Annotated in this window: 20 protein-coding genes; 11 read left to right on the top strand and 9 right to left on the bottom strand. The window is 69.1% G+C overall.

The features are described 5' to 3' along the window. Positions 1–53 precede the first annotated feature (53 nt). Together OG804_RS12310 and secG are read left to right on the top strand one after the other, a co-directional pair. Positions 54–1,661: an MFS transporter gene (locus tag OG804_RS12310; protein ID WP_328396999.1), complete on the top strand. Its 1,608-nt coding sequence runs from the start codon at positions 54–56 to the stop codon at positions 1,659–1,661. A 14-nt stretch (positions 1,662–1,675) separates the two neighbouring features. Next, positions 1,676–1,909: a preprotein translocase subunit SecG gene (gene secG / locus OG804_RS12305; protein WP_062995774.1), complete on the top strand. Its 234-nt coding sequence runs from the start codon at positions 1,676–1,678 to the stop codon at positions 1,907–1,909. A gap of 9 nt (positions 1,910–1,918) precedes the next feature. Here the strand turns inward: secG and OG804_RS12300 are convergent, their stop codons facing one another. After that, complete coding sequence (locus OG804_RS12300; protein WP_328396994.1) at positions 1,919–2,767, bottom strand: SDR family NAD(P)-dependent oxidoreductase; 849 nt, start codon at positions 2,765–2,767, stop codon at positions 1,919–1,921. Positions 2,768–2,821: 54 nt separating this feature from the next. On the opposite strand from OG804_RS12300, the gene OG804_RS12295 reads away from it, so the two are divergent. The 4 genes from OG804_RS12295 to OG804_RS12280 all read left to right on the top strand — a co-directional run bounded on the left by OG804_RS12295 (position 2,822) and on the right by OG804_RS12280 (position 5,574). Then, a complete protein-coding gene (locus tag OG804_RS12295) occupies positions 2,822–3,787 on the top strand; it encodes an alpha/beta hydrolase (RefSeq protein WP_328396992.1) in 966 nt (321 codons plus the stop codon). 90 nt (positions 3,788–3,877) lie between these two features. Then, positions 3,878–4,366 carry a MarR family winged helix-turn-helix transcriptional regulator gene (locus OG804_RS12290; protein WP_328396990.1) on the top strand — a complete coding sequence of 163 codons (489 nt, stop codon included), beginning with the start codon at positions 3,878–3,880 and terminating at the stop codon, positions 4,364–4,366. Positions 4,367–4,584: 218 nt separating this feature from the next. After that, on the top strand, positions 4,585–4,866 hold the full coding sequence (locus OG804_RS12285; RefSeq protein WP_328396988.1) for a DUF2511 domain-containing protein: 282 nt from the start codon (positions 4,585–4,587) through the stop codon (positions 4,864–4,866). 39 nt (positions 4,867–4,905) lie between these two features. After that, entirely contained in the window at positions 4,906–5,574 is a 669-nt protein-coding gene (locus OG804_RS12280) for an HAD family hydrolase (protein WP_328396986.1), read from the top strand. 259 nt (positions 5,575–5,833) lie between these two features. Here the strand turns inward: OG804_RS12280 and OG804_RS12275 are convergent, their stop codons facing one another. Further along, complete coding sequence (locus OG804_RS12275; protein ID WP_328396984.1) at positions 5,834–6,661, bottom strand: class I SAM-dependent methyltransferase; 828 nt, start codon at positions 6,659–6,661, stop codon at positions 5,834–5,836. 72 nt (positions 6,662–6,733) lie between these two features. Between OG804_RS12275 and OG804_RS12270 the strand changes: the two genes are divergently transcribed. After that, entirely contained in the window at positions 6,734–7,333 is a 600-nt protein-coding gene (locus tag OG804_RS12270) for a TetR/AcrR family transcriptional regulator (RefSeq protein WP_328396982.1), read from the top strand. A gap of 18 nt (positions 7,334–7,351) precedes the next feature. Here the strand turns inward: OG804_RS12270 and OG804_RS12265 are convergent, their stop codons facing one another. Then, a complete protein-coding gene (locus OG804_RS12265) occupies positions 7,352–8,074 on the bottom strand; it encodes an SDR family NAD(P)-dependent oxidoreductase (RefSeq protein ID WP_328396980.1) in 723 nt (240 codons plus the stop codon). Between the two features lie 71 nt (positions 8,075–8,145). Between OG804_RS12265 and OG804_RS12260 the strand changes: the two genes are divergently transcribed. Together OG804_RS12260 and OG804_RS12255 are read left to right on the top strand one after the other, a co-directional pair. Continuing rightward, positions 8,146–8,703 carry a MarR family winged helix-turn-helix transcriptional regulator gene (locus OG804_RS12260; RefSeq protein ID WP_328396978.1) on the top strand — a complete coding sequence of 186 codons (558 nt, stop codon included), beginning with the start codon at positions 8,146–8,148 and terminating at the stop codon, positions 8,701–8,703. 227 nt (positions 8,704–8,930) lie between these two features. After that, positions 8,931–10,226 carry a DUF1214 domain-containing protein gene (locus OG804_RS12255; RefSeq protein WP_328396975.1) on the top strand — a complete coding sequence of 432 codons (1,296 nt, stop codon included), beginning with the start codon at positions 8,931–8,933 and terminating at the stop codon, positions 10,224–10,226. Between the two features lie 34 nt (positions 10,227–10,260). Here the strand turns inward: OG804_RS12255 and OG804_RS12250 are convergent, their stop codons facing one another. From OG804_RS12250 to OG804_RS12235, 4 genes are read right to left on the bottom strand one after another with little or no spacing between them, the layout of a single operon-like run. After that, positions 10,261–11,235 carry a quinone oxidoreductase family protein gene (locus tag OG804_RS12250; RefSeq protein ID WP_328396973.1) on the bottom strand — a complete coding sequence of 325 codons (975 nt, stop codon included), beginning with the start codon at positions 11,233–11,235 and terminating at the stop codon, positions 10,261–10,263. Positions 11,236–11,274: 39 nt separating this feature from the next. Then, complete coding sequence (locus tag OG804_RS12245) at positions 11,275–12,135, bottom strand: helix-turn-helix transcriptional regulator (RefSeq protein WP_328396971.1); 861 nt, start codon at positions 12,133–12,135, stop codon at positions 11,275–11,277. Between the two features lie 15 nt (positions 12,136–12,150). Beyond that, positions 12,151–12,594, bottom strand: coding sequence for an SRPBCC family protein (locus OG804_RS12240; protein WP_328396969.1), 444 nt, complete (start codon positions 12,592–12,594; stop codon positions 12,151–12,153). Continuing rightward, positions 12,584–12,946 (bottom strand): ArsR/SmtB family transcription factor, encoded by a 363-nt coding sequence (locus OG804_RS12235; protein WP_328396967.1) that lies wholly within the window; start codon positions 12,944–12,946, stop codon positions 12,584–12,586. The genes OG804_RS12240 and OG804_RS12235 overlap by 11 nt, the downstream gene beginning before the upstream one ends. A 330-nt stretch (positions 12,947–13,276) precedes the next feature. Between OG804_RS12235 and OG804_RS12230 the strand changes: the two genes are divergently transcribed. Together OG804_RS12230 and OG804_RS12225 are read left to right on the top strand one after the other, a co-directional pair. Further along, positions 13,277–14,113 carry an SMP-30/gluconolactonase/LRE family protein gene (locus OG804_RS12230; protein WP_328396965.1) on the top strand — a complete coding sequence of 279 codons (837 nt, stop codon included), beginning with the start codon at positions 13,277–13,279 and terminating at the stop codon, positions 14,111–14,113. A gap of 60 nt (positions 14,114–14,173) precedes the next feature. Continuing rightward, complete coding sequence (locus tag OG804_RS12225; protein WP_328396963.1) at positions 14,174–14,491, top strand: hypothetical protein; 318 nt, start codon at positions 14,174–14,176, stop codon at positions 14,489–14,491. 120 nt (positions 14,492–14,611) lie between these two features. Here OG804_RS12225 and OG804_RS12220 read toward each other — a convergent pair whose 3' ends face one another. Both OG804_RS12220 and OG804_RS12215 read right to left on the bottom strand, forming a co-directional pair. Continuing rightward, the gene (locus OG804_RS12220) at positions 14,612–14,809 is read right to left on the bottom strand and encodes a hypothetical protein (protein WP_328396961.1); all 198 of its coding nucleotides are present in this window, start codon (positions 14,807–14,809) and stop codon (positions 14,612–14,614) included. Positions 14,810–14,987: 178 nt separating this feature from the next. Next, complete coding sequence (locus OG804_RS12215) at positions 14,988–15,182, bottom strand: hypothetical protein (protein ID WP_442941809.1); 195 nt, start codon at positions 15,180–15,182, stop codon at positions 14,988–14,990. Positions 15,183–15,352 lie beyond the last annotated feature (170 nt).

Below are 15,352 nucleotides of genomic sequence, written 5' to 3'. Positions count from 1 at the left end.
GCGGAATCGGTTCGGCGACCCTTCGGCCGACGGTGGGGTGAGAGCTCGGGGCTATGCTGGCCCGAGTGACCACCGCCGTATCGAAACCTGTTTCCACTTGGGCGCCGTTGCGGTTGCGGGTCTATCGAGCGTTGTGGATCGCGCAGCTGGTGTCCAATCTGGGGACCTGGATGCAGATGGTCGGCGCGCAGTGGGTGCTGGTCGACCAGCCGAATGCCGCGGCCCTCGTCTCGTTCGTGCAGACCGCGACGACGTTGCCGGTGATGATCCTGGCCATCCCGTCCGGTGTCCTGGCCGATCTGCTGGACCGTCGGCGCCTGCTCTTGGGTGCGCAGTCCACGATGGCGGTTCTCGCGATCACCTTGGCGGTGTCCACCGCGACCGGGCACACCACGCCGGCGGTATTGCTGACCCTGCTGTTCCTGCTCGGTTGCGGTCAGGCGCTCGTCGGCCCGGCCTGGCAGGCGATCCAGCCCGAGCTGGTCCCGCGGGACCAGATCCCCTCGGCCGCCGTGCTCGGCAGTATGAACATGAACATCGGCCGCGCGGTCGGGCCGGCCATCGCCGGTGTGCTGGTGGCCGTGTCGGGTCCGGCGCTGGTGTTCACGCTGAATGCCTTCTCGTTCGCCGCCATCGTGGCCGCGCTGCTGTTCTGGCGGCGGGAGCCGGTCGAGAAGAAGCTGCCGAGCGAACGACCGTTGGCGGCGTTGCAGGCGGGCACTCGATTCATCAAGGCCGCGCCCGCCATCAGGCGGGTGCTGTTGCGCACGATTCTGTTCGTCGCCCCCGCCAGCGCGCTGTGGGCGCTGCTGCCGGTGATCGCCCGTAATCAGCTGGGGCTCGGTTCGTCCGGCTACGGGATCATGCTCGGTGCGTTGGGGGTGGGCGCGGTACTCGGTGCGCTGAGCCTGGCCCGGGTGCGTGCGCTGCTGACTCCGACCCAGCAGGTGGCGGCGGCCGCGTTGGTTTTCGGGCTGGCCTGCTGTGGTACCGCCCTCCTGCGGGTCGAGGCGCTGGTGCTGATCCTGCTGGTGTTCGCCGGCGCGGCCTGGCTGCTGACCCTGTCCACCATGAACGCGACCATGCAGCTGCTGCTGCCCGGCTGGGTGCGGGCTCGGGGGCTGTCGGTGTACCTGCTGGTGTTCATGGCCGGGCAGGCCATCGGGTCGGTGGTGTGGGGGCTCATCGCGGGTGCCTACGGCGCGGTCACCGCCCTGCTGGTGGCGGGGGCGCTGCTCGGCGGCTGCGCGCTGAGCGCCGTCTGGCTGCCGATGCGGCAGTTCGCCCCCGGTTTCGATCTGACGCCGCACGCGTACTGGCCGGAACCACAGCTGGTGGTCGAGCCGGACCCCGACGATGGTCCGGTGCTGGTGCTGAAGGACTACGACGTCCCGGCGGACAAGGTGCCGGAGTTCCTGGCGGGAATGAGCTTCGTGGGCCGCTCCCGGCAGCGCACCGGCGCCATGGAGTGGCGGCTGTACCGGGATGTGGGCGCCGAGGACCGTTATGTGGAGGCGTTCGTGGTGCGCTCCTGGTCCGAGCATATGCAGCAGCACAAGGTGCGGCTGACCGCACAGGATCTGATGCGCGAACGCGCGGTCGCCGAGTTCGCGCACGACGAGACGCTCACCCACCTGGTGTCAGTGGCCCCCGAGACGTAGTTAGACTGTCCCGCATGCGGATGTTCCTGGATATCCTCCTTATCGTCACCAGCCTGCTGCTGGTGCTGCTGGTGCTGCTGCACCGCGCCAAGGGCGGAGGTCTGTCCAGCCTGTTCGGCGGTGGGATGCAGTCGAGTCTGTCCGGGTCGACCGTCGCGGAGAAGAACCTCAACCGCATCACCATCTTCACCGGTCTGGTCTGGTTCATCGCCATTCTCGGGATCGGGCTGGAGATCAAGTTCGCCTGACCCGAGGGGTCAGTCGTGGTGGGGGATCCTCCCGTCCACATCGGTGAATCCGTAGTCGTCGGCCAGGTCGGCGACCTTCCAGGTCTTTCCGGACCGGGTTCCGCGGTCGGCATCGGCGGCCAGTGCCACCACGGCACGGCCGGCGAAGCGCGGGGTCTCTGCCTCGTTCAGGTCGAAGCTGCCTTCACCGGGCAGGGTGACCACCCGTTTCCCTCGGTCGTCGGCGGGGACGAGCTGTAGCAGTTCGGTATCGACGATGCCCGGCCAGATCGAGACCACGGTGACTTCGGTCCCGGTCAGGTCGTGGGCGAGGTCCGCGGTCATCCGGTCCAGCGCCGTCTTCGCGACTCCGTACACCGCATTGTGCATATAGCGCTGTGATCCGGGCGAGGAGACGTTCACGATCAGGCCGCCGCCGCGCAGCAACAGCGGTGCGGCGTAGACGCTCGCCGCGTAGTGCGAGCGCACGCCGACGTCGAACGTTTCGTCCCAGGCCTTCGGCGGCACCTCCCAGAACTTGCGGCCGAGCCAGCGGGCGGCGGCGGGGGAGTTGTAGACGTTGTTCACCAGGACGTCGAGGCGGCCGTGGTCGGCGGTGACCTGTTCGAAGAGTCGCGCGGTGGCGCCGTCGTCGCGGTGATCGCAGACGACCGGGATGCCGGTGCCGCCGAGTTCGGCGATCTGCGCCGCCGTTTCGCTGAGGGTGCCCGGGAGTTTGCCGGGCCGGTCGGATCGTCCGGTGAGGTAGACGGTCGCGCCGGCGGCGCCCAGTTCCACCGCGATTCCTTTGCCGATCCCGCGGCTTGCGCCGGTGACCACCGCTATCCGGTCTTTCAAGGGGTGTGGTGTTCCGCTCACAGTTCCGGGACGTTACCGTGAAACTGTAACGCGTTCTAGTACTCGGGAGGTGCGGTGGAACCGACACACCGGTTCGTCGAGACCGGCGGCGTGCGGATGCACATCGCCGAACAGGGCCGGGGCTACCCGGTGATCTTCTGCCACGGATTCCCGCACACCGGCTATGTCTGGCACCGCCAGCTGGCCGCGGTCGCGGCGGCCGGGTATCGGGGGATAGCGCCGGATCTGCGCGGCGCCGGCCGGACCGGGGCCCCCGCGGCGCTCGACGACTACACCAATCGAGCCGTGATCGGCGACCTGCTCGCGCTGCTCGACGATATCGGCGCCGACCAAGCAGTTTTCGTCGGCGTCGATTTCGGCGCGGCCCTGATCTGGGAACTCGGCCTGCGTGCGCCCGAGCGGGTGCGTGGTCTGGTGGTGCTGAACAATCCGTTCGCGCCGCGCTCCCCGAAACCGCCGGGTTACTACTGGGCGAAGATGGCCGAACGGCATTTCCTGCACATGCAGTACTTCCAGGAACCGGGCGTGGCCGACGCGCACCTGGCGGAGCGTCCGCGCGAGTTCCTGTCCCGGGTCTACTACGCGCTCAGCGGCGACTATCACTATCTCGATGTCTGGCAGCACCCCCCGGGGACCCGATACATCGATGCCCTGCCCGAAGCGCCCGAACTGCCGTGGCCCTGGCTGTCGTCCGAGGAATTCGACACGCTGGCGGGTGAATTCGAACGCACCGGGTTCACCGGAGGGCTGAACTGGTACCGCGCGCTCGACCGCAATTGGGAGCTGACCGAGGAGTACGCGCAGGCGGTTCCGGCGGTGCCCGTGTACTTCGTGTACGGCGAGAACGATCCCGATATGGAAGGGTTCAGCGGCCGTGACCCGCTCGGCACCATGCGGGCCGAGCTCCCCGATCTGCGAGCCGTGGAACGGGTTGCCGGTGCGGGACATCTGGTTCAGTTGGAGGGCACCGCGGCGGTGAACGCGTTCCTGCTGCGCGGGCTGGGCGAACTCGTCGACTGAGGTGCGTTCGACGGTCGCTCGACGGTCGCGGCTGCGAATGTATCGATCTCGATGTATTCGAATTGATGCTTTTCGGGTAGCGTGCGAGCGGTGAACGGAGTCGAACTCTTCCTGCTGGGACGCACCCTGATGAAGATCGGTGAGGAGGCGATGCCCACCGAGGGGCTGCGGGGGCAGTCGACGAGTGTGCGTTCGGTGCTGATCGTGGCCAGCGATATCGTCGAGAACCCCGGCAGCGCGGTGGGGGAGATCGCCGGACGCACCGGTCTGCCGCAGAGCCAGGTCTCCGGATGTGTCGCGCGCCTGCGCGAGGCGGGCGCCGTCGTGACCGAACCCGATCCCGCCGACCGGCGGCGCGTGCTCATCCACCAGGCCCCCGAGGCATCCGGCCGGGTCGAGGTCGTGCGTTCCACCACGATCGATACAGCACTCGGCACGGCGCTCGGCACCGGCGACCCGGACGCTGTCGCCGAAGTCGTCGCCGCTCTGGAAACGCTCGCGCAGCAGCTCACCCCCGCGACCCTGTCCCGGCTCCGTCCCCCTTCGTCACGGTCCCGCTCATCGGCGGTAGACGGGTGATGGGCGCACCCACCGCCGGGCGACGTTGTGCCGCAGGTGCGTCGAGTATGGTGAGTGGCCGGGGTGCTGACTTCAGATGAACGAGTCCAGGGGGATGAGTCGACCTGATGGTCTCGAGAAATTCATTGGGTCCTTTGGTGGGAATCGCCTGTTTCGCGGTCTTTTCGGTCACCGCGTGCGGTGGCGGTTCGGGGCCGGAGCGGGCTCACCCCGCTGCGGTGCCGCTGCCGGCCCCGAACTCGGCGACGCAGCCTGTTGCCGACGTGAACTTCGGGTCGCTGTGGCCGCTCACCGTCGAACGCGGTGTGCTGGAGTGCCGCCCCGGTGTGCAGGTGGTGTTCGTCGCGCCGGACGGGAAGAGTTACGCGCTCAACGACAATGCCGAGGCGGCCGGAGTTCCTGTTATCGAGCCGCTGCGTGCCGCTGGTGCGGGGGCAGACCCGATCAGTCTCGGCGCCCTGCGCAGCACCGGGGTCGGATTGTGTGAGTTCGCCGGCTGAGCCGAGGCTGTGCCGGGTATCGCTCCGTAACCTGGCCCCATGGCCATTCGCGGTGTTCTGTTCGATTTCTCCGGCACCCTCTTCCGCTTCGAGCCGGTGCTGGACGGTGTGGTGGATCGGTCCGGCGAGCGGTTGACCGGGAAACAGCATGCCGAAGTGATGCGGCGGATGACGGCTCCGGTCGGGCGGCCCGGTGGTCTGCCGGAGGAGCTGAGCGAGGACTGGGACAACCGGGATCTCGATCCCGCACTGCATCGCGCACTGTATTCGGCGGTGCTCCGCGGATCCGGGGTGGGCAACCCCGATTATCTCTACGACCAGCTCGTGTCCCCCGAATCCTGGGCGCCCTACCCGGATACGGGCGCCGCCCTGGGAGTGCTGGCGGCAGCGGCGATTCCGGTGGCCGTGGTCAGCAATATCGCGTGGGATATCCGGGCGGTGTTCGAGTATCGGGGCGTGGCCGACCAGGTGGCGGCGTATGTGTTGTCGTACGTCGAGGGAATGGTGAAACCCGATCCACGACTCTTCGCGATCGCTTGTGAACGAGTCGGTGTGGTGCCCAGCGATGTACTGATGATCGGCGACAGTGCCGAGGCCGACGGCGGTGCGGCCGAAATCGGCTGTGCCTTCGCGTTGGTCGATCCGGTAGCGGGCGACCGGCGACCGCGAGCGCTCATCGATGTGCTGACCGAATACGGGATCGGCTGACGAGCAGGCTCCGCGCGGTTTGGCGGAGAGATCGTGACCGGCTCGCCCGGCATGACGTCGTATCGGCTGGCCGGGGTTTCGCGCCGGGCCTGGCGGAGGGGTCGTGGCCGGCTCGCCCGGCGTGACGTCGTATCGGCTGACCGGGGGTTCCGCGCTGGACCTCGCGCAGGGATCGTGACCGCCCGCCCGGCCTGAATCGCTGGTGCGGGACGCGGGTCCGCTGGTCCGGTGTCTCCCGGACTCGACCGGGCGTGGTGGATCAGTGGTCGGTAGCGACTGCGGCCGTCGCCGCGAGGGTGACGTACGGCATGGTGAAGCCGTCGCCGATCCCGTCGATGGCGGTGCCGACGCTGTCCAGTATCGTCGCGCGCTGGTCCGGGGTGAGTGTGGTGAACGCTCCGGTCGTGGCCAGGTGATCCAGCCACTGGTCGCGGGTATAGGACTGTTCCCAGTCGAATCGCCACTGCTCCGGTTCGCCGAATCCACCGCTGCGGCGTATTCCGTCGGCGGCCGCGGCGAACATCGCCGCATAGGTCTCCAGTGCGGACCGCGCGGCGGCCCGCGCGAATGGGGAATCGGGTGCGATACGCCGGTAGGCCGCGGCCAGTGCGTCGGTGACCTCGGCGGGGGCGTCGAAGGCGTGCCCGAAGACCGCCAACCGTCCGCCGGGGCGCAGGACCCGCGCCGCCTTGGCCGCTCCGGCGACCGGATCGACCCAGTGCCAGGCCTGTCCGGCGACGACCGCGTCGAACGTCCGGTCGCGGGGGTCCCAGTCCTCGAAGGCGGCGACTTCCACCATCACACCTGTCTGCCGCGCGAATTCGGCCATCCTCGCGTCGGGGTCGACTCCCAGCACAATGCCGCCGGCCGCACGGAACTGCCGGGCCTCGATACCGGTTCCGCAGCCGACGTCGAGGATCTCCCGGCCGGGGCTGCCGGCGAGAATCCGCGCGATGAGCGCGTCGGGGTAGCGGGGGCGGGCCTGGTCGTAGCGTTGGGGGTCCACTCCGAACGATTCGGCGACCTCGCGGTGCCGATGCGGCTCCTGGCCGGGAGGGGGTGATTGCTCGCGCGATACAGTGGGCATGCGCCCACCCTAGTGGGCAGGTGCCCACTAGGCAATCGGTGGGTTCGTCGTCGATCTGTGGAGGAATGCTCGGTGCCGACTGGGGTGCATATCCGTGACGCGCGTCAGCAGCTGTTCGACGCGGCCGAGCGTGTCCTGGTTCGCGACGGTGCCGGCGCGCTGACCAGCCGGGCGGTCACCGCGGAAGCGGGCGTCGCCAAGGGGGTCCTGCACAGGTACTTCGCCGACTTCGACGCGTTCCTGGTCGAACTCGTGCACGACCGCGTCGCCCGGCTCGACGCGCAGGCCGCGGCCCTGCGCGGCCGCGCCGGAACCGATACCGTCACCGGAAATCTCACCGGTGCGCTGATCGAGCTGTTCGATCCGATGGCGGTGGCGATCGTCGGGCTGGTCATCTTCCGGGACGAACTGCGCACCCGGCTGCGGGCCGCGACGCCGGCTTCCGGCATCCCGGTGCTGACCGAGGCCGGCGCCATGATCGCCGCCTACCTGGCCGACGAACGCGAGATGGGTCGTATCGCGGTCGACGCCGATATCGAATCGCTCGCGCTGTCGTTGATCGGGGCCGGGCATCTGCTCTTCGCCGGCGATTCCGCGGCGCCGGCGTTCGCGGCCGTCGAACAGGTCGTCCGCACGGTCATGGCCGATGTGGTGCAGCGGCGGCCGCTGTGAATCGCCGCGAGTTGGTGGTCATCTGGTCGTATGCGCGCCGCCGTTGACGTGGAGCGTCTGGCCGGTGATGTGCCGGGCGTGCGGTGACGCCAGGAATTCGATGAGCCCGGCGACGTCGTCGGGGTTGCCCGCGCGCTTGTTGTGTGTGGAATCGATCAGTGTGGCGCGCCGCTCCTCGGTCAGTTGCCCCCGGAAGAATTCGGTGTCCTCGATATATCCGGGTGCGACCGTGTTGACGGTGATCCCCGCCGGTGCGAGCTGCGCCGAGATCCCGGCCGACCAGGCCGCGAGTGCGGCCTTCGCGGCCCCGTAGGACGACGCCGCGTATTCGGCGCCGATCGATCCGACGTTGATCACCGCCCCGCCCGGCTGTAACCGGCCCCGCAGCGCCGAGGTGGTCAGTACCGCGCTCATCAGATTCGCGGTGAGGTTGGCCTGCCACCGCGCGGACAGTTCCTCCAGGGACGCGGTCTCCGATCCGCGGGTGAGGTCGGTGTTCCCGCCGGCCATGTTCACCAGCACATCCACGCAAGGTCCGGCCTGTTCGGCGAGCCGGGCCACCTCTGCCGGGATTCCGGCGTCGCACGCGATACCGCGTACGCCGAGCTCACCGGCGGTCCGCTCGACCCGATCCGGGGTGCGTCCGGTGATCACCACGTCCGCCCCCGACTCGGCGAACCGCTGCGCGACCCGCCGTCCGATGCCGGCGCTGCCGCCGGTGATGACGATCGTCCGGCCCATAGCGCCCCCTTTCTGATATGTTCAGCGCTAAATTTAGCACTGAATGTACCAGGGCAGGTGAGGGCACGACCATGGCGCACGAAAACCCGGACGAGGTACCGTCCTCGGCGCAGATAGCCGGTGCGTGGCAGCGAGAGCTGCCCGGCGTGCGCACCGAATCCATCGAGATCCTCACCCCGCTGTGGCGGGTGGCCAGGCTGTTCGCCGCCGAACGGCAACGCACGCTCGGACGGCTGGGCGTCGACGATTCCACCCTCGACCTGCTCAGCACCCTGCGCCGCTCCGGCCCGCCCTACCAGTTGACGACGCGTCAGATCGCGGCGCGCAGCCTCGTCACCGCCGGTGCGATCTCGCAGCGGCTGACCCGCGCCGAAGCGGCCGGGCTGATCACCAGGGCACCCACGTCGGCCACTCGCCGCGGGGTGCTGGTGACCCTGACGGCGGCGGGGCATCGTCTCACCGACCAGGTCGTGCGGACTCTGCTGGAACACGAGACCGCCCTCACCGACCGCCTCCCCGCCGATCAGCGCACCGCGCTCGCCGCCGCTCTGCGCGCGTTGGGGGCGGTGATCGGATCCGCCGACCCCGGAGCGGGGGCACGTTCGCCGCACTCGGGGCCGGTGCTCTGAAAGTGGTTACCCGGGCGAAAACTCCGCCGCCGATGTCGCGCGCGTGAGCGGCGGCCGCGTCGCGTCGGGTTCGCGCCCTGCGCTGTCCGATCCGGCACGGTCAGCCGCTGGTTCATCCGTTCTTCGCGGCCGAGCGAATTCCCCTCCCGGAGATCCGGGGAGGGCGTCGGTCGGTGCCGTAGCGTCGGTGGCGAAAGGTCGGCATCGCGGAGCGAAGGGCGGTTCTCATGACAGACTCCCTGGCCGGGGCACCGTTCACCACGCAGGACGTGACCGATGCCTACATCTACATCCTCGGGCGCTTCCTGGTCGTCCGCCAAGAGACGATCGATCTGTCCGAGGACGGCGTCGACTACAACGTCCTGAAACACAACCGGGCCGTCGGCGCCGCCATGCGCGAGGGGATGGCCCCGACATTCGTCAACCCGAACCTCGACACGGTCTACTCCGAGGCGTGGATCGCCGTCGACGAGGACACCCCGGCGCTGCTCACGATCCCGTCCATCCCGGCGGAGCTCTACTACACGGCGCAGATCGTGGACGAATGGGCCGAGATCACCCATAACGTCAACGAACGCAATTTCCCGGCACATCCGAGCGGACGATTCGCCGTGTGCCTGGCCGGATCGACACCCGACATCCCGGCCGGGGCGCTGCGGATCGACATTCCCTCGCGCAAGGCCAAACTGCTCACCCGGGTGCAGATCGGCGATGATCTCGAACGCGCGGTCGCCCTGCAGCACGGATTCGGCGTGGCCTCGGCAGGGTCGGCGCGCATCGAGCCGACGGTGCCGATCGAACAGTTCACCAACAGGGCCCTGCCCGGTGCGGAGATATTCGATCAACCGGTCCTCGACGAGGCGCTCGCCGCGACGGATGTCTGCCCGAAGGCCGCAGAGATGCATCCGCTCTTGCGCCGGATCAGCGAGTACATCGCCGCCGGCGCCGCCCAGCACTCCGCCGTGGAACAGATCGTCCTGACGCGTTCGCTGCCGGCGCTGAACCATTTCATGACCAGCTTCGGTTACCACGTCAACGGTTGGAGTTCGACCGCGCAATACGAGAAGTTCGGCGCCGACTACTACTTCCGCGCGGCCGCCAACTTCGGTGGTATCTGGTGGAACTCGGCGCTCGAGGCCGTGTACCTCATGGCTCATACGGGTACCGACGGCGCGCCGCTGACCGGCGACAAGTCCTACACGGTGACCTTCGCCGCGAACGAACTGCCGAGCAGTGCGCAGAACTGTTTCTGGTCGCTGACGGTATTGAGCAAACCGGATTACATGCTCGTGGCCAACCCCGCACACAGGTACGCGGTGAACGGCTACACCGACCTGCGCTACAACTCCGACGGCTCGCTCACCCTGTACCTGGCGGTCGACCGGCCCGCCGGCGCTCCGGCGGAGAACTGGCTGCCCGTTCCGGCGGACCGGGACTTCACCGCCACCTTGCGGTTGTACCTGCCCACCGAGGCCGTGCGCCGCGGGCAGTGGAGCCCGGGTCCGCTCACCGTGGCCGGCTGATCCGAGCCGGTCGTCCCGAAGCTCAGTGCGGGATTCAGACGGCCAGCACGATTTTTCCCGTGGTGGCGCCGGTTTCGATGCGGCGGTGTACTTCCGCGACCCCGTCCCACGGCACTGTCTCGACCTGTACGCGCAGGTCACCGCGTGCGGCGGCCCCTACCGCCCGCCGCAGGGCCCGCCCGGCGGCCTCGGGATACGCGCCCGCGAACGCGGCGAGGTTGAACCCGGACACGGTTTTGTTGGCGAACCACAATGCGTTGGCCGATAACCCGACATCCTCGGCGCCGGACGCGTTGCCCATCACCACGAGGCGCCCCATCGGGGCCAGCCGATCCAGGCTGTCCTGTCGGTTGCCGCCGCCGACCATATCCACCACGATGTCGAATTCGCCGGTGCCGTCCAGTTGATCGCGGACGACGACCTCGTCGTAGCCGAAATGCCGGGCCGCTTCGACCTTCGCCGCGCTGCCGACGGTGCCCACCACCCGGCCCGCGCCGAGCAGCCGCGCCGCCTGCCCGAGCTGACTTCCGACCCCGCCCGCGGCGGCGTGGATCAGCACGCGCTCGCCGGGTTCGATACGGGCCACCCGGTCCAGCACCAGGAACGCGGTGGTGCTGTTGGACGGCAGGGCCGCGGCCGTGCTCGGCGCGAGGTCGTAGTCGTCGAGCGGGGCGACCAACTCCGCGGAGGTCACCACCACCTCGGCGTAGCCGCCACTGTCGACGATGGTCAGGGCCGCGACAGGCTGCCCGACCCGCAGCCCCGCGACCTCGGGGCCGAGTGCCCGGATCCGGCCGGAGACCTCGATGCCGGGCACGAACGGCAGCGGCACGTCCACCACGCCCTGCCGGTACAGGATCTCGGCGAAATTCGCGCCCGCATACTGCACATCGATGGCGACCTGGCCGGGGCCCGGGACGGGGATATCGATCGCGGCGAAGCGCAGCACCTCGGCGCCCCCGAAGTCGGGAATGGTGATCGCCTGCATCTGCTCGGTGTCGTTGGTCATGACAATGATCCTGGGCGGCCGGCGCGCGGGCAGGCAGTGTCAGTTCATGGTGGGTGTGGCACCACCAGGCTGCGCGTCCAGCAGTGTCGCCAGCCGTTGCGCGGTATCGGTGCCCGGGCGCGGATTGTGCAGGATCAGGTGGTGTCCGGGATGTTCCGGCAGCGGGAACAGCGTCGCCTCGAACTGCAGCAGCCCGGCTTCGGGATGGTCGACGGCCTTGACCGCGCTGGTGTGCTCGGCGGCGTCGTGGCGCGCCCACAGTTCGGCGAATTCGGGGCTGACCGTCGCCAGGTCCGTCGCGATCCGGTCGAACTCCGGATCGTCGGGATAGCGCGCGGAGTCGGCCCGGAAACCGGCCACCACATCGGGTGCGGTCTCGGCCCAGTGTTCGTGCACCACCCGGTACCGGGCGTTGGTGAAGTACGAGACCAGGCAGTTGTGGTCGGTATCGCCGTAACCGAACACCGCCCGGGCCGCGTCGTTGACGGCGGTGAAGTTCCAGTGCCGATCCCGGATATAGCCCGGCCGCGGCGCCCAGGCGTCCAGCAGCCGGCGCATCTCCGGGGACGCCGCAACCGACGGCCGGGATCGCGGCAGCGGCGGGTTCAGCCCGGCCAGCCGGTACAGATGTGCGCGCTCCACCTCCGCGAGCCGCAGCGCCCGCCCGACCGCGTCGAGCACATCGTCGGAAACCTTGATATCGCGCCCCTGCTCGAGCCACGTGTACCAGGAGACGCCCACCCCCGCCAGTACCGCGACCTCTTCCCGCCGCAACCCGGGGGTCCGGCGCCTACCGGCGTCCGGCAGTCCCACGTCGGCCGGTGTCAACCGTTCCCGGCGGCTGCGCAGGAACTCGCGCAGCTCGGCCAGCCGGCGGTCGCGATGCAGGTCAGGGCTCACCTGACCACCATAGGTTCAGGCGGTGCCTGCCACCTCGCCCAGCCGTGCCGCGATACCGGCCCAGCCGCCGCCCATGATCGACCGGGACCGCTGCGACCCGGGGTCGTCGGGGTCGAACCCGCTGTGTGTCAGCAGGATCCGGGTACCCCGGCCTTCCGGACGCAGGTCCCAGCTCACCGTCCACCCGGTGTCCTGCGCCGAGTTCGCGTCGTTCCAGCTGATGCTCAGCCGCTCGGGCGCCACCGCCTCCAGCACTTCGCACCGGATCTCGCCGGAGAAATCCACCGCCGGCATCGGCTGTGCTTTCATCCGGAACCGGTTGCCGACGACCGGTTCGAAACCGATGGGCGCCAGCAGCCATTTCTCCATGTGGGTCGGCGTCGTGAGCGCCCGCCAGACCTTCGCCGGGGGATGCGGATAGAACTGGTCGACCACGATCGAGGTCGGATCATCGGTCATCGGAGTTTTCCTTCGGTTCGTCGGGTAGTGCGTCGAGTACCGCGCCCAGGTCGTGCAGGCGGGCCCGCCAGAAGCGTTCGAACGGGTCGAGCCAGGACTGCAGGTCGTGCAGGGGCTGCGGTTCCACCCGGTAATAGCGATATCGGCCGCGTTTCTCCTCGCAGACCAGGCCGCAGTCGCGCAGCACCTTCAAGTGCTCGGAGACGCTCGGCCGCGCCATCTCGAATCGCTCGGCGATGGCCTGGACCGGCTGCTCGCCCGCGAGGAGTAGTTCGAGAATGTCGCGGCGGGTCGGATTGGCCAGCGCGGTGAACAGCAGATCGGTGGTCGTGGACTTCATACGGTGCGGCATGGGGGCTCTCGTCGGGGTCTCTGGCGCCGGGTGCAGCGGGCCGCCGCCGCGCTGTGCGCGGGAGCGCGATCACGGAGTGGTGCCGCGCGTCGCGCCGGCGGTGATCTGTCCGTGCTGCTCACGGCCCCTAGAATAGGTAGGAATATCCCTACTCGTCAACCGTAGGTTTTTACCTACGTAAAGGGTTGCTCGGGCCGGGAGCTGCGGCTGTCTTCTGCTCGACCGGAATGTCGGCGCGTCGCCGCCGGATCCGTCGCCGGTCTCCCCGACGATGAGTTCCGAGCCTTCGCCCCGTCGGCACTACCATCGCCGAACGAAAGGAATCGCGACGTGGACAAGCCCGAGGTGTTGCTCGAGGGGATCGTCTTCGGTGAATCACCGCGCTGGCACGGCGGGAAGCTGTGGTTCTCGGACTGGGGTGCGGGTCAGGTGATCGCGGTCGACGGCCCGGGGCGCAGTGAGGTGATCGCCTCGGTTCCGTCGTTCCCGATGTGCATCGACTTCCTGCCCGACGGCCGGCTGCTGATCGTCGACTCCGCTCACGGCCGCCTGCTCCGCCGCGAACCCGATGGCGACCTGGTGACGCACGCCGACCTGTCCGCGATCACCGGCAAACCGTGGAACGACATCGCGATCGACGCGCGCGGCAACGCCTATGTCAACAGCATCGGCTTCGACTTTCCCGGTGGCGAATTCGCGCCGGGATTCGTCGTCCGCGTCACGCCCGGCGGTGCGGTGCGCCGGGTCGCCGACGAGCTGGCTTTCCCCAACGGTATGGCGATCACCGCGGACGGCGCCGCCTTGATCGTCGCCGAGTCCTACGGTGAGCGGCTCACCGCGTACACGATCGGCGCGTCCGGGGAACTCGGCGACCGCCGAGTGTGGGCGCCGACGCCGGGTGATCATCCCGACGGCATCTGCGTCGACGCGGAGGGTGCGGTGTGGTACGCCGACGTGGGCAACCGGCACTGCGTGCGGGTGGCCGAAGGCGGCACGGTGCTGGGCACCGTCGAGCTCGACCGCGGCGCGTTCGCCTGTGCGCTGAGTCGCGGCGACAATCCCCGGCTGTTCGTGGTCGGCCAGGAATTCGGCGCCGCCGAAACGCCGGAGCCCACCGGCCGGGTGGTGGCCTTTCCCGCGCCCGCGCCGGGTGCGGGCCGCCCCTGAGGCGGCGGGTGTTCGCGGTGGTGGTCCGGGGACCGGTGCGCGCCCGACTAGCATCGACACGTGAAAATTCGAATGCTCTCTGTCCTAGGCGTTCTCGCCGCCGCCGCGCTCTCCGCGGTGGCTCCCGCCGCCTCGGCGTTCCCCACCGGCTCGGCGGGAGACGGCCGCGAAGTGGTGATCATCGACGGCACTCTGGAACTGAGCGATCTGGACTCGTGCTGGGCCAGCGGCTTCCCGCGCGATATTCGTTTCGAGAACCGCAGCAATCGCGGGTTCCTGGTGTACGCGTCCGCGGACTGCGCCGGTGAACCCACCGCGACCGTTGCCCCGCACAGCTCCGCGACGCATTACGGCTGGTCGGCCAGGGCGGCTCGGTAGTCGTCGTCCGGTAGCGCCGGCTGTGGCTCGAACGGCCGGAGCTACCGCCGAGTGCGAACGGAGGCGAAGCCACGTCTCCGTTCGCGGGGGAACCCGGCGGCGTACGGGCCCGCCGGGCGATCATTCATCGAGAAACCGCGCGATCTCGGCGAGGGACGACGCGGAGTGCAAGGGTTCGCCGTCCTGGGCGTCCAAGAGCGTCCATCGGCACGGCTCGCCCGGTTCGCGCGTCAGATGGTAGCCGCGGTCACCTGCGCGTAGGCCGAGCAGGCGCAGGGTCGCGGCTGTATCCGGATGCGCCTTTTCCCGGTCCGTCATCGGGTTCCGCTCCCGTCCCGCGGTTCCCAGTGACGTAGCCCCTCGGCGATCCGGGTCAACGTCGCGATACTCACGCGGGGTGGGCGCCATATCGCCGCGGCCGGGATCTCGGCACTGCCGGGTATCCGGCGTGGCAGAGCTTTGCGCATCCTGCGGTCCTCCTCTGCGTGCGGCACGGTCAGTAACCCATGAACTGCCGGTCGCCCGGGATCACCCGGCGTTCGCCGACCAAGTACGCCTTGGCCTGCCGCTTGACCGGGCACGCGGACAGCGGACAGTCGATATGCGCTTGCATGACGAGGTGTGCGTACTCGACGGTCATGACCGGTACGCGCCGGTGGTCGATCACGGGCAGGCCGAACATCATGGGCACCTCTCACTGCTTCGGGGATACGGATTCGTCTCGTGCGCCGCCTGGGCGGGCGTGCGCGGGGCGCGCCGGAGCGGCTCGGATTCCACGGATCTCCGGTCGCCCCGAGCGCCGGGCACGCTGTTATTCAACATCGATTTCCCCGATGCCGGAGTACTCCGTAAGCTATTGGC

The organism is Nocardia sp. NBC_00416 (genome assembly GCF_036032445.1).
GTDB lineage: Bacteria > Actinomycetota > Actinomycetes > Mycobacteriales > Mycobacteriaceae > Nocardia.
The sequence above is the reverse complement of the archived record's forward strand: the minus strand, read 5'-3'. Positions and strand labels throughout refer to the sequence as shown.